The organism is Ravibacter arvi, assembly GCF_039540405.1.
GTDB lineage: Bacteria > Bacteroidota > Bacteroidia > Cytophagales > Spirosomataceae > Ravibacter > Ravibacter arvi.
The window spans coordinates 278,636-296,564 of sequence record NZ_BAABEY010000001.1 but is presented as its reverse complement, the minus strand read 5'-3'; the positions used below and the strand labels follow the sequence as shown (position 1 = coordinate 296,564).

12 protein-coding genes are annotated in these 17,929 nt (G+C 51.7%); 5 read left to right on the top strand and 7 right to left on the bottom strand.

Features of this window, described 5'->3' with window-relative positions; translation table 11 throughout:
* Positions 1-3: 3 nt before the first annotated feature.
* From ABD852_RS01205 to ABD852_RS01175, 7 genes are all read right to left on the bottom strand, one after another.
* The gene (locus tag ABD852_RS01205; protein ID WP_345026160.1) at positions 4-3,159 is read right to left on the bottom strand and encodes an efflux RND transporter permease subunit; all 3,156 of its coding nucleotides are present in this window, start codon (positions 3,157-3,159) and stop codon (positions 4-6) included.
* A gap of 73 nt (positions 3,160-3,232) precedes the next feature.
* Positions 3,233-4,297, bottom strand: a complete 1,065-nt coding sequence (locus ABD852_RS01200) for an efflux RND transporter periplasmic adaptor subunit (RefSeq protein WP_345026159.1) — start codon at positions 4,295-4,297, stop codon at positions 3,233-3,235.
* Positions 4,298-4,346: 49 nt separating this feature from the next.
* Positions 4,347-5,708, bottom strand: coding sequence for a TolC family protein (locus ABD852_RS01195; protein ID WP_345026158.1), 1,362 nt, complete (start codon positions 5,706-5,708; stop codon positions 4,347-4,349).
* Between the two features lie 122 nt (positions 5,709-5,830).
* A complete protein-coding gene (locus tag ABD852_RS01190) occupies positions 5,831-6,589 on the bottom strand; it encodes a LytR/AlgR family response regulator transcription factor (protein ID WP_345026157.1) in 759 nt (252 codons plus the stop codon).
* Between the two features lie 173 nt (positions 6,590-6,762).
* The gene (locus tag ABD852_RS01185; protein ID WP_345026156.1) at positions 6,763-7,839 is read right to left on the bottom strand and encodes a sensor histidine kinase; all 1,077 of its coding nucleotides are present in this window, start codon (positions 7,837-7,839) and stop codon (positions 6,763-6,765) included.
* Positions 7,840-7,929: 90 nt separating this feature from the next.
* Complete coding sequence (locus tag ABD852_RS01180; RefSeq protein WP_345026155.1) at positions 7,930-9,864, bottom strand: hypothetical protein; 1,935 nt, start codon at positions 9,862-9,864, stop codon at positions 7,930-7,932.
* 80 nt (positions 9,865-9,944) lie between these two features.
* A complete protein-coding gene (locus ABD852_RS01175; RefSeq protein ID WP_345026154.1) occupies positions 9,945-11,123 on the bottom strand; it encodes an acetyl-CoA C-acyltransferase in 1,179 nt (392 codons plus the stop codon).
* Between the two features lie 402 nt (positions 11,124-11,525).
* Here ABD852_RS01175 and ABD852_RS01170 point away from each other — a divergent pair, with 402 nt between their 5' ends.
* The 5 genes from ABD852_RS01170 (at position 11,526) to ABD852_RS01150 (ending at position 17,922) form a co-directional block, all read left to right on the top strand.
* Positions 11,526-12,710, top strand: coding sequence for a trans-sulfuration enzyme family protein (locus ABD852_RS01170; RefSeq protein ID WP_345026153.1), 1,185 nt, complete (start codon positions 11,526-11,528; stop codon positions 12,708-12,710).
* A 26-nt stretch (positions 12,711-12,736) separates the two neighbouring features.
* Positions 12,737-13,447 (top strand): phosphoadenylyl-sulfate reductase, encoded by a 711-nt coding sequence (locus ABD852_RS01165; RefSeq protein WP_345026152.1) that lies wholly within the window; start codon positions 12,737-12,739, stop codon positions 13,445-13,447.
* A gap of 38 nt (positions 13,448-13,485) precedes the next feature.
* Entirely contained in the window at positions 13,486-14,403 is a 918-nt protein-coding gene (cysD, locus tag ABD852_RS01160; protein ID WP_345026151.1) for a sulfate adenylyltransferase subunit CysD, read from the top strand.
* Between the two features lie 24 nt (positions 14,404-14,427).
* On the top strand, positions 14,428-15,678 hold the full coding sequence (locus ABD852_RS01155; RefSeq protein WP_345026150.1) for a sulfate adenylyltransferase subunit 1: 1,251 nt from the start codon (positions 14,428-14,430) through the stop codon (positions 15,676-15,678).
* A gap of 84 nt (positions 15,679-15,762) precedes the next feature.
* Positions 15,763-17,922, top strand: a complete 2,160-nt coding sequence (locus ABD852_RS01150) for a HEPN domain-containing protein (RefSeq protein ID WP_345026149.1) — start codon at positions 15,763-15,765, stop codon at positions 17,920-17,922.
* The last annotated feature ends 7 nt before the right edge of the window (positions 17,923-17,929 follow it).

Genomic DNA, 17,929 nt, shown 5'->3' with positions numbered 1-17,929 from the left:
TCGTTAGTATTCTTTGACTTCTACATGGTCATAGGCCTCCGACATCAGATCGTCAATCGGCATCGGCGCCTTGTTCAGGCCCAGACGGGTCAGCGCGCTGTCAAACATCTGGTACACAACCGGCACAAAAATCAGGGTCAGGAAGAGCGAGCTGATCAATCCCCCGATAATTACCCAGGCAAGGCCGTTTTTCCAGTCGGCGCCCGCGCCGGATGCCAAAGCAATCGGCAGCATCCCGAACACCATCGCCAGCGTCGTCATCAGGATAGGCCGAAGGCGGGCATGGTTAGCCAGGATGAGCGCCTCCCGCGTCGACTTTCCTTCGGCTTTCAGCTGGTTGGTAAAGTCCACCAGGATAATTGCATTTTTGGCAACCAGACCAATCAGCATGATAAGTCCCAGAATGGTAAAGATATTGAGTGTGTTGTTGGTAAGCGCGAGCGCCAGTAAGGCGCCGATAATCGACAGCGGAATCGAGAAAAGAACCACGAACGGGTGCACGAAGCTGTCGTAAAGCGCCACCATGATAAAGTACACCAGCAAAATCGCCATGATCAGCGCTACGCCGAGCGTACCGAAACCTTCACTTTGGTTCTCCATATCACCGGCCCAGATATAGCTCACTCCTACCGGCGCCTTTACGTCTGCCAATTGCGCCTCCAGATCCTGGATAATGGCGCTGGAAGGCCGGCCTACCGCCTGAGAACGTACTTTTACGGCTGAGCTTTTATCCCTTCTTTCCAATTGGCTCGGTCCGGAACTTTCGTGGATATTGGCAAACTGCGAAAGCTTGATCAATTCACCTTTGTCATTTACAAAAGTTACGTTGCCCACGTCGTCAATGTTTTTCCTGTTGTAATTATCAAACAGGATATTGATGTCGTACTCATATTCGCCCTGGCGGAATTTCCCGTCCGTATTCCCGTTGAAGGAAGTCTGCATAGTGGCGCCGACGGTTTGTAAAGTCAGTCCTAACGACGCCATTTTGTCCCGGTCCACCTCAATTGATATCTCGGGGTTGCCCGCCTCCGCCGACAACCGGACTTCGGACGAACCCGGTACTTTCTTTAAAAGCGTCAGTACCTTGTCGGCATACACGTTGATGCTATCCAGGTCCGAACCGACAATCACCATTTCTATCGGCGCATTCGCGGCAGTCCCCATGATACTGACCGGTACGGTCTTTATCTTAACGCCAACAAACTGCTTCTCCAGGTCCTGCTTCATTTTGGCGGCATACACGTCAGTCCGGTCTTGTCTCAACTTCTGGTCGACCAGTTTCACGGTAATCTCCGATTTGTAGGAGGTAGCCAGTGAAGCCCCCATCCCCTCGCTGGTATGTCCCACGGTGGTAATGGTTTTCACCACCTCGCCACGCTGACTCAGGTAGTCTTCAATCTCGCGGGTTTTCAGGTTGGTCTGCTCGATGCTGGCGTCCCGTGGGAGCTCCACCTGGACCAGGAATTCTCCCCGGTCACTCTGGGCGAAAAATTCTGCTCCGATATACTTGCCGGTAATCAGCCCGAAAGAGGCAAACAACAAACCCACTACCACTACGACCGTGATAATCTTGTGGTTAAGGCTCCACTCGAGCAGGCCGGAAATCCAGTTGGTAAATTTCTTGATCAGGTTTTCAAACCAGAGAATAAATTTCCCCATGATATTGTCATTCGACACGTGCTCCAGCTTCCCGAAGCGCGAGGTCATCAGCGGCACAATGGTAAAGGATGTGGCAAGGCTCAGCAAAACGGCGATAACGACCACCATACAGAACTCGCGCAGGATATCGGAAACCATCCCGGTACTCAAGGCAATCGGAAGAAATACCACCACAATTACCAGCGTAATGGAAATTACCGTAAACCCGATTTCTTTCGCTCCGTCATAGGAGGCCCGCACCTTATTTTTTCCCATCTCCATGTGCCGGTAAATGTTCTCGATCACCACGATCGCATCATCCACGAGAATACCTACCACGAGCGACAACCCGAGAAGTGACATCAGGTTAAGCGAAAAGCCCATCAGCGACATCCCGATAAAGGTCGAAATAAGCGACACCGGGATAGCGATCATTACAATGAGGGAGTTACGCAGGCTATGGAGGAAGAACAGCATAATCACCGCCACCAGTACGATCGCGATAATAAGGTCGAATACTACTGCGTTTGCCGAATCAAGGGTATAATCGGTTGAATCGTTGGCAATGTCAATCTTCAATCCTGCGTAGCCGTACTCTTCACTGAGGGTTTTGAGCAGTTCCTTCGTGGCGCGGCTTACCTCCACGGCGTTGGCATCAGACTGTTTTACAATCTGGATGGCAATGGCATTTTTCCGGTCTACCCGCGCAATTTTTTCAACATCTTTCTGAGCGTCCTGGACGTCCGCTATGTCTCCTAACCTCACCTGGATACCGCCTTTTCCCTGCGCGACCACCAGGTTGCGGAGTTCGTCTACGGATTTGTATTTTCCGGCAAGCCGGACCAATATGTCCTGGTCCTGCGATTTAACGCTACCGGTGGGGAAGTCAAGGTTGGAGCCGAGAATTTGCTGCTGTACCTGGAGAATGGAAAGTTGATACGCTTCCAGTTTGGTGGCATCTATGCTCACCCGGATTTCACGTTCTTCCCCGCCGATCAGGTTCACCTGGGCAACACCGCTCACGCGTGACAAACGCGGCTGGATCCGTTTGTCCATCAGGTCAAAGAAAGACACTTCGTCGAGGTTCGCAGTGGCCGACAGTGTAATAATCGGCAAATCGTCCAGTGAAAACTTATTCAGCGACGGCGTTTTTGCGTCGTCAGGCAAGTCCGAAAGAACGGAGTTCACTTTACGCTGCGCATCGTTCAGGGCAAGGTCCACGTCCGTTCCCGCATTCAGCGTAATTACCAGAACCGATAAACTCTCGTAAGAGGTTGCATCGAGCTTTTTGATATTCTCGAGCGAGGCGACAGCGTCCTCGATTTTCTTCGTAACCGTATTCTCTACCTCACTCGGGGAGGCCCCCGGGTACACCGTACTGATGGAAAGTACCGGCGGCGAGAATTTGGGTAGCAGCTCGTAATTGAGCGAAAGGTAGCTGATCAACCCGAACAAAGTCAGCGCGGTAAAAACCACGATCACAATGGAAGGGCGTTTTATAGATATTTCTGTAATTTTCATTTGTCTATACAGGTTTGAGCCGCGGCGGCAAGCCGCCGTGAGGTATGAGGTGTGAGCTGATTTGCGGTTGACCTCAGTTCTGTACCACTTCAACGGCGGTGCCGTCGCTCAGGTTGATTTGCCCCGAAATGATCACTTTATCGCCTTCTTCCAGGCCGTTCAGAATTTCAACGGTCTCGCCGAAAACGCTGCCCGGAACTACTTTACGGATAGCCGCGGTATTATTGGGCTGCAGTACATATACCTCACGGCTGTTTACGCTGCCCACGAAGGCGCTTCTCGGGATGGCCAGAACCGGCGCTTCCTGGTTAAAACGGAACATGGCATTGGCATACATCCCCGCCTTCACCGCTTCGCCTTTGGCATTGTTGACCTTAATTTCTACCGGGAAATTGAGTGAATTGTCGGCCTTGGCAGCGATAAAAGAAATGGTTCCGGTGAAAGTTTTGTCCGGGAAGACCGGCACTTTGATCTCTACCTGGCTCCCGGTTTTAAGAAGTACGACACGCTTCTCGTCCACGGCAACAACCAACTTCAGCGACGATACGTCAACAATATCGAAAAGAGCCGTACCGGGCGATACATACGCGCCCAGCTCGATGTGCTTTTTGTTGATTACTCCTGAAATCGGCGCCTTGATCACCGCATCCCCTAGCCGCTTTTCGGCCTGCTCCAGGCGCAGCTCGGCATTCCGGAGCTGTAAGGAAATATCGTCTACCTGCGACTGGGTCACGCCGCCTGTTTTCAGTGAGCTTTCAAAGCGTGCCTTGTCGGACTTGATTTTCTCATAAGAGTCTTTTGCAGACTGTACATCCAGGGTCAGGTACTTGTCTTCGATCCTGGCCAGCGTCTGGCCGGTCTGAACGCGGCTCCCCTCCTTCACCAGGATTGCGGTAATACGGCCCGCTGTTTCGGACATGAATTTCAGGTCCTGGTTCGGAACAAAGTTGCCGTTCGCCAGGAAGTCCAGTTGAATCGACTCCTTGTGAACCGAAAACGTCTTGACCGGCACCACCCCGCTTACTTTGCTTACCACGTCAATACGCGCCTGGTTTTCGGCTTTGTTATCGCTCAGTACCTTGGCAATACCCACTCCGGCGGCTGCCAGTACGACCAGGGTTATAATAATCTTTTTCATTATTTTATGGTTTTGTCTTGTGCTTTAAAATGATTCGGTAGTCCGGTGACTATTGATCCAAGAGCGTATTGATCTGCCCGTTTGCTTTCAGCAGCTCTATTTCTCCGATCTTGTACTGAAGCATGGCTTCGTTAAGGCTGCGCTGTGATTCCACCAGGCTCGATTCCGCATCCAGGAGGTCAGTCAGGCTTGCCAGTCCGTTTCTGTAGTTGTTTTGAACATTATCAAAAACCTCCTGTGCGAGGTCCTTGTTGGCACGCTGAACCTCAATGGTCCGAAGGCTATTGGACAGCTTGGTCCGTGCATTTTCGTTGTTCATATTCAGTGCGTTTGTTGTTCTGCGGATATCTTCCTGCAAGCTTTTGATAGCAATCGAATTCTGCTGCACCTTCGCCCGGCGTGTAAAGCCGTCAAAAATCGGGACGCGCAGGTTCAGCGTGATCGTCGCCATGTCGTAGTTCAAAGCCTTTCCTGTGTAGAGATTGAGGCGGCTGTTCTGCGTATTGTAGGTGTAATTACCATTCAATGAAAGCGTGGGAAAGGCTTCCGAGCGGGTCGCTTCGCGTTGCAGCGTAAGCAGTTCTTCCTGTTTTTTCAACACTTTGAACGAAAGCAGGTTATCCACGCCGAATTGTCCGGCAGACGCTGAAAGCTCAGGTGCTACCTGCATGGTAGCCGGATCAAGGACAGCCAGCTCGATCTGCTCCTCCACAGGCATTCCCATGTAGTATTTCAAAGCGTTCAGCTGCTGTTTCAGCCCGTTCTCGAGCAGGAGTTTCTGTGCATCCAGGTTGCTTTTATTTACCTTTACCCGGTCTACGTCAATTTTTTTCGCCAGGCCGTTGTTATACTGTCCGGTAATCATTTCCTCCAGTCGCTTTACGCGCTCCAGGTTGGCGTCGATCACCGCCATCTGCAACCCTGAAATCTGGACCTGGTAATAGTTCACCGCTACCTGCTGGAGCAGGTCTTCCTTGGTAAGGTCGTGTGAAATCCGGTAAAAATCTTCGGTACTTTTTGCAGCCTTCAAGCCGGTGAAGACCTGTTTGTTATAGAGCTGCTGCGAGAGCGTAACCTGTGTATTGGCGCTCCAGGGCTGGCCTGCCTTCAGGGCGATGAATTTTCCCGGCTCACCGCCAAGAAACTCGGCCGGAAGCGGCATCTGCATCACCAGTACGTTGTTATTGACCGCGCTGGTTACATTGACTTGAGGAAGAGCGGCGCCACGGGTTTCCTTCACTTGCTGGTACCCCTTTTCAATATCCAGGCCGGCCTGTTTCAGTACCTCACTGTTTTTGAGGGCGTATTGAACGGCATCTCCCAACGTCAGCGGCGATTGTGCCGGAAGCGAGCTGAAACTGATCAATCCGACACAGACGAGAATGATTCTTTTAATTGGTGGTGTTTTCATTTACTTCAGTTGAAATTACACCACAAAACTGACGAGAATCATTTCCTTAGCATATCACTTTCCGGGGGAAACGGACAAATCGAGGGGTGAAAATGCAGGTAGAAATAATAAAATCCGGAGGGTTATTCTGCCAGCCAGGTTAAAAACTGCGGCATTTTTTCCTTACTCACCGTAATCGTTTCGGAGAAAGGAACTGTCAGCGAAATTGAAAATTTCCGGGAAAGATAATTAGAGGCATCCACCACCGCCTTCCGGTTCACCAGGAACTGGCGGTTGGCACGGAAAAACATTCCTTCACTCAGCCGCTCCACTTCATCCAGGGTTTTGCTCACGAGGTAGGTCTTTTTGTCAAATGTGAGCAGGTGCGTGATTTCGTTCCTGATATAAAACAAGGCGATGTCATCCAGCTTAACCGGGATGATTTTCTCCTTGTAATGCACCAGTATCGATGAAGTTTTTTGAACCGGCCTTTCGCCCAGCAGCTTCAGGATTTCTGAATAGGGTACCGCCGAAGGCGCCATTGCTTTTTGCAAACTTTTGAATTTCTCAATCGCCAGCCGGATGGAAGCCGCTGTAAAAGGCTTTAATACGTACGCGATACCGTTGGTCTTGAAAGCATTTAAGGTATATTCGTCATAGGCCGTGCAAAACACGATCGGCGTCGAAATCGGCACTTTCTTGAAGATGTCGAAGCTAAGCCCGTCTCCAAGCTGGATATCACTGAAAATCAGGTCAGCCGAAGGCGCCTCCGACAGGTAGGCGACCGCCTCCTTCACCGAACGCAAAACAGCCACTACTCCGGCCGAAGGCTCAATTTCTTTGATGAGATCGACGAGATCGTCGGAAGCCAGCTTTTCATCTTCAATTACAATGATGTTCATGTGAGTAAAAGGTTATCGGCAATCAGCAACCGGCAATCAGCCGCGCAGCGGACCGCCCTTATTCATCGACATTCCTGAAGCCATTTTCATTTATTTAAAGCCCCACCGGCCCACTTCCGATTTCCGACATCCGACATCCGATTTCCAACCTCCGACTTCCGACCTCCAACCTCTCACTGCCGGTTCGAGATTTCCAAAAGCCTGATTTCGACAGAGAACTTGGTATCGGTCATTTTGATTACAATTTCATCACCCGACAGAATGCGGTATCTTTCCTTAAGATTAACCAATCCGTTGCCGGTGCTGTTCTCCACAAAGCTCTTGGGCTGCAGATCATTTTCCACTTTCACCCATCCGCCCTGGCTGCTGATCTCTATGTGGAGCGGCTGGGTCTCGGTTAGCTGGTTGTGCTTGATCGCGTTCTCGAGCAGAAGCTGTACCGAAAAGAAAGGCAGGAATAATTTCAAAGCCGGGTCGTCCCGGTCGATCTTTACCTGGTAATCAATAGAATTTCCGAACCGGATTTGCTGCATTTCCATGTAATCCTCACACAACTTCAGCTCCTGCTCCAGGGTAGCGGTGTCCGTTCGGCTAAGCGTAAAAGACGCGCGCAAAAAGTCGGACAACCGGACCAGGTATTCTTCGGCAGTCGAAGGATATTTACGGATCAGAGACTTCAGTACATTGAGCGCATTGAAAAGAAAATGCGGCTGGATCTGCTGGCGAAGCAGTTGGTTCGCGGTCTCAAAATTGGCCGCTTTCAACTCCGAAAGCTCCACGGCGCTCCTGTTTTTCTCAAATAATAGCAGTACGAAGTTGTGGAAAAAATAAACCAGTACATAAATGATAAACGTGATGAGCAGCGTATAGGACATCATTTGCCAGGAGAGCCCTGAATACAGCAGTTTGGATTCGTGATAGCTTTTAGGCAATATACCGCGTGCGGTTAATTCCAGGTTCACAAAATGCATCGCCGCCATAGGAATGAAGGCGAAAAAATAACCACAGACAAAACGGCGCGAAAAAAAGTCGGTAACTACCTCTTTTCCTTTTTTTTCAAAAGCAAGCAACAAGAAAATGCTGATCAGACAGCAGATAAAAAACAGGAGAAACGTCGTAGCACCCCGGTAAATCGGCAGGAGCCACGAAGTCTCCACCGTCGTTCCTGCCACCATGACGATACACCCTACCCCGACAGAAGTACGAAGACTGTACTTAATCAGGTTATTAATAGGAAGATTAGTTTGCATACACGCAAATTTCAGCAGGAATCACCCAGAAAGGCAAGTCTTTAGTCAGCGAAACGGACAAAATAGAAGCCGAAAAACAATATATTAACCTTAGTCCACATAAAACACCTGCAGCCTGTTTCCGGTAACCTGCGCTTTCAGGCCATTTTCGACGCTTATCTCCTGCGCCCCGGTCAGCCCTGTTCCGGGGTTCTGGTAAATAACGGCTTTCCCGTTTTTACCTTCCGTACAGATACAAATCGGGTATTGGTTTTCAAAAGCCGTTACAATCCAGTCCTGCCCCGGATTCTGAGAAACACGCGACGACAGCGACCTGTCTCCTTTGCTTCCGCCGGAAGGCCGGTAACTTTTCCCGTTTACGCTGAAATTGCAATATCGTACCGATTTACTCACCCGGTCACTTACGCTACTGATCTGGCTATACAGCCATGCGCCCACAAATGCGCCGGTTTCGCCCTGGAGCGACATCTCCGGGAAGACAGACCCCTCCGGCCCTTTTCCGGGCTTGGGATGTGAAGGCTTGCCCTCCTGGTAAATTTCAGCCGGCTTCCCCCTGGGCTGCCATTTGGTCTTCCAGTCATCTTTTCCTCCATACCAGCTCACTGAAAAATCATTGGGGTTGGTCGACATCGGGATATTGCTGTTCCAAAGCACGTAGTCATTGCCCAGCAGGAGCTGAAAGAATGATTCACCCATCATCGTGTGAATCGGCCAATCATTGACAGTCAGCCGCAGAATATCTCCATTACCGAGTCTCAGGCGCTGGAATGTGCCCGCGCCGGTGACGCGGTCTATTCCCAATGCCTCCCCGGCCGCCCATCCGTTTTTGAGAAGCATCCGGTCCGGGACCGCCAGGTTTACTTTTTCAAGGTTGTAAAGGTTTTTGTAAACCCCGCCCTCGTTAATGGTGTTGAACAGGTTACCGAGATACCCCGCCAAACGGAAATTCCGGTACGCATATGCGCCATTGGTGAAATAGCCCGAACGGGGCCAGCCCCCGTCGGTATAGCGGGCCTGTGCGTTTTCAACCGACCTGAGTCCCCGCCGCAATGCGGCCGGCGGCATATTCAGGTTCATTTCCAGGCCATAACCATACAAAGCGCCAAAATAGTCATCGTACAAGCGTGTTTCCGCCGGGGACCGCACCCCTAACTCCCGCTGATAACGGCCGTAGAGTCCTTTGAATACTTCCTCGGCTTTTTGGTAACAACGCGGACAATCCCCCTCCAGGTTGCCGTAATTCTCAGCGAGTTCGGCTATGGTAATGAACCCCTTGTCAATAATCGAATTCCTGACAATCCAATCCGGCTGCTGCATCTGCCCTTTGCCGTCATACACCTGTATATTCTTCCATTTCCGGTTGTGGGGCACCCGATCCAGCCAGTTATAGATGTATTGGAAATGAGTTGCTTTTTTTAAGATCCGGTCTTTGGGAACCCCGGCAACATAACGGGTAACGCCAAATCCTTTATCGGCCGGCAGTTTCAGGTCGTAGGGAAGCAGCTGGTAGTGCGGCAGCCAGCTTGCACGCAGAAGATCCGCCGGGACGGCGATCCCGGCGCCAACCGGTTTACCATCCGTGACCGACAGGTAAATGGTTTCCATCATCGCCGAATTGTCGTCGGCACCGCCGCTTCCCTGCCCCATCAACTGCCACATATTGGCCTTCAATTGTGCGAAATCCGGCGCATTGACATAAATCACCCGAAAAGCATAATTCCCCGGCGGCAGCTTCATCCCGGATCCCAGTAGCTGTGCCGCCTCGGGTTCCGGGACGGGATTATCGTAAAGATCCCCCAACAGGAACCTCCTGCAGCGGTTCTTCCCGTTCCATGACATCTTGCTTTCCGGGACCACCAGCTTTACCTTCCCGTCAAGCACCTGCACATCAGCGTTTTCGCTCGGGATCCACTCAAACAAATACCCGTTGTCCCGGACACTGAAAACACCCGGGTTCTGAAATTGCCCGGCTGCAGACGTAATCAGGCCCAAAAAACAGCAAAGCCAAAGGGGAAATAGTCTCATGCTTTTTTAGTTGTGGGGTGTGAGGTGTGAGCAGTGAGGGGTTAGGGGTGATGAAGGTCTCATTCCTCACACCTCGCCGCTCACACCTCTACCAACACCGCCGTTGCGCCGCCTCCTCCGTTACAGATGGTGGCTATTCCATAACGACCGCCACGCGCGTGTAGTACATTGACGAGCGTTGTCAGGATGCGCGCGCCGGAAGCCCCCAGCGGGTGGCCAAGCGCCACAGCGCCGCCCCAAACGTTCACCCTGTCGGGGTCCAGTTCAAGTAAATTGATATAGGCAAGGGCCACAACGGAGAAGGCTTCGTTTACTTCGAAAAAATCGATTTCGTTTTTCTTCAGGCCTGCTTTTTTGAGCAATTTTTCGGTTGCAAGTACAGGAGTGGTCGTGAACCATTTGGGCTCCTGCTCCGCGTCTGCGTAGGCTACTATGCGCGCCAATGGTTTTTTACCGGCCGCCTCCAGCTGTTCCGTGCCGGCAAGTACCAAGGCCGCAGCACCGTCATTCAGGGTAGACGCGTTTGCAGCCGTCACAGTCCCCTCCGGAGAGAACGCCGGGCTTAAGGTGGGAATTTTCTCGAGCTTTACCCGGGTAAACTCTTCGTCACGCGATACTATGAGCGGTGAACCTTTCTTTTGCGGCACCGTTACGGGCACAATCTCCTGGTTGAAGAGGCCCTTTTCCCAGGCTTCAGCAGCGCGTGCGTAGGAGCGTACCGCATAGGCGTCCTGTTCCTCCCGCGAAATTTTGTACCGGGCAGCCGTTGCGTCACCGCATGCACCCATTGCCGATTGGTCGTAAGCATCCTGGAGCCCGTCCCTTACCAGCCCGTCGATCAGTTGCCCGTTGCCATAACCATAGCCGAAACGGGCCTTGGGAATATAAAAAGGAGTATTCGACATGCTTTCCATTCCGCCTGCGACCACCACGGACGCATCGCCGAGCTGAATGGCCTGGGCGCCCAAGGTAACCGCTTTGAGCCCCGACGCACAAACTTTATTGACAGTGGTACAAATCACTTTTTCGGGCAACCCCGCCAGGCGTACCGCCTGGCGCGCCGGCGCCTGTCCCAGGTTGGCGGAGACCACATTTCCCAGATAAGCTTCGTCAATCGCGTCCGGATCTATGCCCGAGGCCCTGACGGCTCCCGAGACCGCTATCCTTCCCAGTTCCGTTGCCTGCAGGGTAGACAAACCGGCTCCGAAACTTCCCACGGGCGTGCGCACCGCCGACGCTATAAAAACATCCTTTATCATGATTCGTATTAGTTCTTCAATTTGTACAATTATTCAAACATACCGAATCCCGGCATTTTATCAAAACGCAGCCGGTCCGCCCCATTGGCAAAGCTGCTTGTCATAATCTGAAAAGGGCATTCTCAGCAAATGCAGCAACAATTTCATTTACAAGCGACTCCAGGTGCCAACCCATAAAAAAATTGTTTAACGCGCATTTCCATAAAATCATTGAATTCGTGTTATTAAAATTTTTAACTTTGCCACAGGTTCCGGGCTCCATCAGGAATGACATAAGTCTACTATTTTAGTCTACTTTATAGACTAAGTTCATTAAAAGTGGCGCTTATAGAGAACTGATCTAAACCGATCCTTGTTATTCGTTTATTCTTCATAGCTGGCAGAAGAACAATTTCTATTCAAGTGAAAAGGCAAACCAGAATTATCCGTACCCAAACGCAGAAAACAGGTTTCAGGGAGCATTCCACCCCGCTGTTTCTGACAAGCAGCTTTACTTTCGAGTCTGCTGAACAGGGGAAAGCCCTCTTTGACGAAACCGAACAGGGAAACTTGTACAGTCGTTTTTCAAACCCGACCGTCCAGGAGTTCGTAGACCGCGTCTGCGTGATGGAGGGGTACGAAGACGGAGTTGCCACCGCTACCGGCATGGCTGCAGTATTTGCGGGCTTTGCCGCCTACCTCAGTTCCGGGGACCACATCGTCTCCAGCAGGGCGCTTTTCGGTTCGGCACACCAGATAATTACCCAGATCCTGGTGAAATGGGGCATTACCTACACCTATGTGGAAGCAAGCGCTTCGAAGCAGGAATGGGAAGCCGCCATTCGGCCCAATACCAAAATGATCTATCTTGAAACTCCTTCCAATCCCGGACTGGAGCTGGTGGACCTGGAAATGATCGGATCGTTAAGCAAAAAACACGGGCTGATTTTCAACGTGGACAACTGCTTCGCAACACCCGCCCTTCAGAACCCAGTTGATTACGGCGCCGACCTGGTTGTTCATTCAGCCACTAAATTTATGGAAGGCCAGGGTCGTGTTTTAGGCGGCATTCTTGTAGGAAGCAGGGAGATGATCAAACCCGCCCGCTTTTTTTGCCGGCAAACCGGCCCGTCCATGTCTCCGTTCAACGCCTGGGTGCTCACCAAAAGCCTGGAAACGCTCGATTTGAGAATGGAGCGTCATTGCCGGAATGCGCTCAAGCTTGCCCAGGCACTGGAAGCGAATGAGCTCGTCGGCAAAGTCAACTATCCTTTCCTTCAGTCCCATCCGCAATACGAACTGGCTACCAGCCAGATGCGGGCCGGAGGCGGGATTCTGACCGTTGAGCTGGACGGTGGATTCGAACGCATCAGCGCTTTCATGAAGGCGCTTCAAATCGTGTCGCTGTCCTCCAATCTTGGCGACACCCGCACGATTATTACCAACCCGTATACCACCACCCACGCGAAGCTCACGCCGGAAGACAAGCGCTCGCTCGGTATTACGGAAGGCCTGATCAGGGTTTCTGTCGGCCTTGAAGACGTCGACGACCTGATCGAAGATTTTACTAACGCAATTGAAGTATCGGCCTCAGTGACGGCCAAATAAAACCACATAGTCAGGATGCGAACGGTATGAGTAACCCATTTACCAATATTGAATCCCTGAGAGAAGCCATCGCGGGAAAAAACGAAACCGATGCACTGGCTGCGCTGGCCGGGCTATTCCCGGGACGGGTAGTTTTCTCTTCCAGTCTTGGATACGAAGACCAGGTTATTACCGACTTCATCTTCAGGAACAACCTGGATATCAACGTGTTTACGCTCGATACCGGGCGATTATTCGAAGAGAGCCAAAAGACGCTCCAGCGTACCAATAAACGGTACGACACCCATATCAAAACCTTCTACCCCGACCGGGACCAGGTTGAAAAACTGGTATCTGAGAAAGGTCCTTACAGCTTTTATGACTCAGTCGAAAGCCGGAAGGAATGCTGCTTTATCAGGAAAGTCGTCCCTTTGAACCGTGCGCTGAAAGACGCTGCTATCTGGGTAACGGGTATCCGTGCCGAACAATCCGGTAACCGCCAGGCCATGGAGAAACTGGAATGGGACGAGGGGCACCAGCTCTATAAATTTCACCCGCTGCTGGACTGGAGTTTTGACGCCGTCAAAGACTACGTAAAAACCAACCATGTCCCTTACAATCCGTTGCACGACAAAGGATTTGTCAGCATCGGCTGCGCCCCCTGTACGCGTGCCATCGTTGAGGGCGAAGACTTCCGTGCAGGCAGATGGTGGTGGGAAGACGAAAGCAAGAAGGAGTGCGGTCTGCACGCCCGGTAAAAGAATCAGGCATTTAAATTCAATAGTAATTTTCAAGAATGACAGTACAAAGCAATACGCAGATCGACTACCTCGACGACCTGGAGGCCGAAGCGATCTACATCATGCGCGAGGTTGCGGGGCAGTTTGAACGTCCTGCGTTGTTGTTTTCAGGCGGGAAGGACTCCATTACGCTGGTGAACCTGGCCAAAAAGGCTTTTGCACCTTGTAAAATCCCCTTTACGTTGGTCCATGTCGATACGGGCCACAATTTCCCGGAGGCGATCGCCTACCGCGACAACCTGGCTGAGCAGCTGGGTGCAAAACTCGTGGTGCGCTACGTTGAGGACACCATCAAAGCCAAAAACCTGAAAGAGCCCAAAGGCAAGAATGCCAGCCGCAACTGGCTCCAGACTTTTACCCTGCTGGACACCATCGAAGAGTTCGGTTTCGATGCCTGCATCGGCGGCGCCCGGCGCGATGAAGAAAAAGCCCGCGCCAAAGAGCGGATTTTTTCATTCCGTGACGAATTCGGTCAATGGGACCCAAAACAGCAAAGACCGGAGCTATGGAGCCTTTTTAACGGCCGTATCCATAAGGGTGAAAATGTCCGTGTATTCCCCATTTCCAACTGGACGGAGCTGGACGTATGGTCGTACATCAAAAGGGAAGAAATTCAGTTGCCCTCTATCTATTTTGCCCATGAAAGAGAGGTGATACTACGCGACGGCCGCCTGTTGGCCAACGCCGAGTTTATTGAAAAAGACGATCAGGACCGCATCGAAACCCGCGTCGTTCGTTTCCGCACCGTAGGCGACATGACCTGTACCGCGGCAGTCGAATCTGCCGCCTCTACGCTCGATGACGTAGTAGCCGAGATTACCGTCTCCCGCATCAGTGAGAGAGGAGAGACGCGCATAGACGACCAGCAGACGGAAGCGGCCATGGAAGACCGCAAAAAAAACGGGTATTTCTGATTAGTTCGACAGTTTACAAGAGAAATGGATATATTAAGATTTATAACAGCAGGTTCGGTTGACAACGGGAAAAGTACGCTGATCGGGCGTTTGCTGTACGACACCAAAAACATTCTCGCGGACCAGATGAACGCCATCGAAAAAGCGAGCAAGAGCCGTAACAACGGTGAAATTGACCTGGCTTTGCTTACCGACGGCCTTCGCTCGGAGCGCGAGCAGGGAATTACGATTGACGTCGCCTATAAGTATTTTCAGACGGCCAACAGAAAATTCATCAGCATCGACGCTCCCGGACACCTTCAATATACCCGGAATATGGTAACCGGCGCGTCCAACGCCGACCTCGCTATTATACTCGTCGATGCACGCCTGGGCGTAATTGAACAAACCAAACGGCATTCCCTGATTGCCGGGATGTTGAAAATCCCGTACGTGATCGTCGCTATCAACAAAATGGACCTCGTTGATTTTTCTGAGGATACCTTCCTGAAAATAGCTGCAGATTACCGGGAGCTCGCCGATAAACTCAAAATAGAAAACCTGAAGATTATCCCGGTAAGCGCGCTGAATGGCGATAATATTGTGGATAAATCCCCCTCAATGCCCTGGTACCAGGGCGAGACGCTCTTGTCTGTCCTGGAAACAGCCGACGTGCACCGCGGCGCAGCAGAACAAGGCGCCAGGTTCCCCGTTCAGTTCGTGCTGCGGCCCCAAACCAGTGAACTTCACGATTACCGCGGCTATGCAGGTCGCCTGATCAGCGGCAAACTCAGGAAAGGAGATCGGATTTCGGCCCTGCCTTCCGGAAGCTCGTCTGTAATCGCCGGTATTGAAGTTTACGGGAAAGAAGTAGATGAAATTGTAGTTCCCCAGTCAGCCACTATCCTTCTGGAAGACGATATCGACATTAGCCGCGGCGATATCCTGACCGCCGGCACCGATCAGCCAGTGCCCACCCAGGACGTGAAAAGCCTTATCTGCTGGATGGACGACCGGAAGGAATTGAAGCCTGGTAACAAATACCTGCTGCAGCACGGCACGTCGCGCGTCAGATGTTCCGTCAAACAGATCGACTACCGTATCGATATCAACTCCTACGTACAGGAGGAAGGAGTAGAAGCCCTGCGTCTCAACGACGTGGCCAGTGTCTTACTGCGGACAGCCCAACCTATTGCGTTCGATCCGTATTCGCACAACAGGGCCAACGGCGGTGCGATTCTCATCGACGAAACGAGCAATGTAACGGTAGGCGCCTGTATGTTGGAGGAGGTGTGAGGTGTGAGACATGAGGTGTGAGGGTGTGGGCGCTTGTGTTAAAAAAATTCCTATATTTGTTAATCTATTAATTCCATAGGGTATATGAAAGAAGTTAAATTCAGCGACAGGGTCAGTGAACGTGCGAAGAAAGACATTCTCGAACTCCAGGGAAAGATCGAGAACCTGAATAGCGGTGACCTTCCGGCGGAAATGTTCCGAAAATTCCGTCTGGCGCGCGGGGTATACGGCCAACGCCAGCCCGGTGTTCAAATGATCAGGATTAAATTGCCCTATGGAAGGCTTACAGCTGATCAGCTGGTCCGGATTGCCGATTGCTCTGACAAATATGCAACCGGTAACCTGCATGCGACAACACGCCAGGACATCCAGCTTCACTTCGTCAAGCTGGTAGATTCACCCCATTTGTGGGCAGAATTGGAAGATGCGGGCATTACCATTAAGGAAGCATGCGGTAATACGGTCCGGAACATTACGGCTTCCCCTACTGCCGGAATTGACCCCGACGAGCCTTTCGACGTCAGCCCTTACGCGCAGGCCGCCTTCCGTTATTTCCTTCGGAATCCCATCTGCCAGGACATGGGCCGGAAGTTCAAGATTTCTTTTTCTTCTTCGGAAAAAGATACCGCTTTCGCGTTCATGCATGACGTGGGGCTGATTCCTAAAGTCGTCAAAAATGAGAAAGGCGAACCCCAGCGCGGGTTCCAGGTGCTGGTAGGCGGTGGTCTGGGCGCCCAGCCGATGGCTGCCCAGGAATTGTACGAGTTCCTGGAAGAAGAGTATATCATACCATTAATCGAAGCGATTATACGGGTGTTCGACCGCTACGGCGAAAGGACCAAGCGCCACAAAGCCCGTATGAAATACCTGCTGGCCGATGTGGGAATCGTAGAATTCCTCCGCCTGGTAGAAGAAGAGTGGCCCGCTATCAAAAACAAATCTTTCGATATCGATAAGACGGAAGTCCCGGCGCCACCGTCAGAAAGTACGCTTGTCCTCTCAGACCTGCTGAAAGACGAAGATGAATCGTTTAAAAAATGGCTGATTACCAACGTATTCGAGCAAAAGCAGGCCGGCTGGTTTGGGGTTCGGATCCGGGTTAAACTGGGTGATATGCATTCCGACACAGGGCGCGCCCTGGCTTCTGTCGTGAAGGAATTTGCCGCAGATGACATCCGTGTAACGGCCAACCAGGGGTATCTGCTCCGGTTTGTGAATGCACAGAACCTGAAGCCGCTTTACCACAAGCTAACCGAACTGACCCTGGCCACGCCGGGCTTCGACAGCACCATGGACATTACGACTTGCCCGGGAACCGACACCTGTAACCTCGCAATTACCAGCAGTTACGGTATCACCCGCGTGCTGGAAGACCTGATGCTGAACGAATACCCAGATCTCGTCTTCAACAGCGATATCAAAATAAAAATCAGCGGCTGTATGAACGGCTGCGGACAGCACAGCGCCAGCAACATAGGTTACCACGGCAGCTCCATCAAACACGGACAGCACGTTTTGCCTGCATTGCAGGTATTGCTGGGCGGTGGGTTCTCGGCTGTTGGCATCGGGACCGTAGGTGAAAAAGTAATCAAAATACCCGGCAAACGTGGCCCGCAATCACTCCGGCTACTGCTCGACGACTACCAGGCCAATTCGCTTGACGGTGAATATTTCAACAGCTATTACCTGCGCAAAGGCAAGAACTATTTTTACCAGCTGCTCCGGCCGCTTGCAGATCTCTCTACCATCACGGAAGAAGACTTCAGGGACTACGATCACGACGAGATTTTCAAAACCGAAATCGGGGTCGGTGAGTGCGCCGGTGTAATGCTTGACCTGGTGTCGACTACTTTGATAGAAGCCCGTGAGAAACTCGAGCTTGCCCGTGAGCTGCTCGCCGCCGGTTTGTGGGCCGATGCCATCTACCACGGCTACAATACCATGATTACCGGCGCCAAAGCCCTGCTTTTGGGTGAAGGTGTGGCTACGAACACGCAGCATGGGATCATGAAGGACTTTGACGAGCATTTCGGCGACTACTTCTGCCCTTCCGAAACCAACGACGGTTTCAGGCAGATTGTACTCACAATCAATAAAAATGAACCGTCGGAAGAATTTGCCCGTTATTATGTGAGCAATGCAAGCGAATTCCTTACCTACATTCACAGCTTCCGGGAAAAACATAATCATACCGGGGAAGCTGAGCCGAAACTCCAGGAGCTGGTGTTCGGGATGGACAGCTAGGGATCGA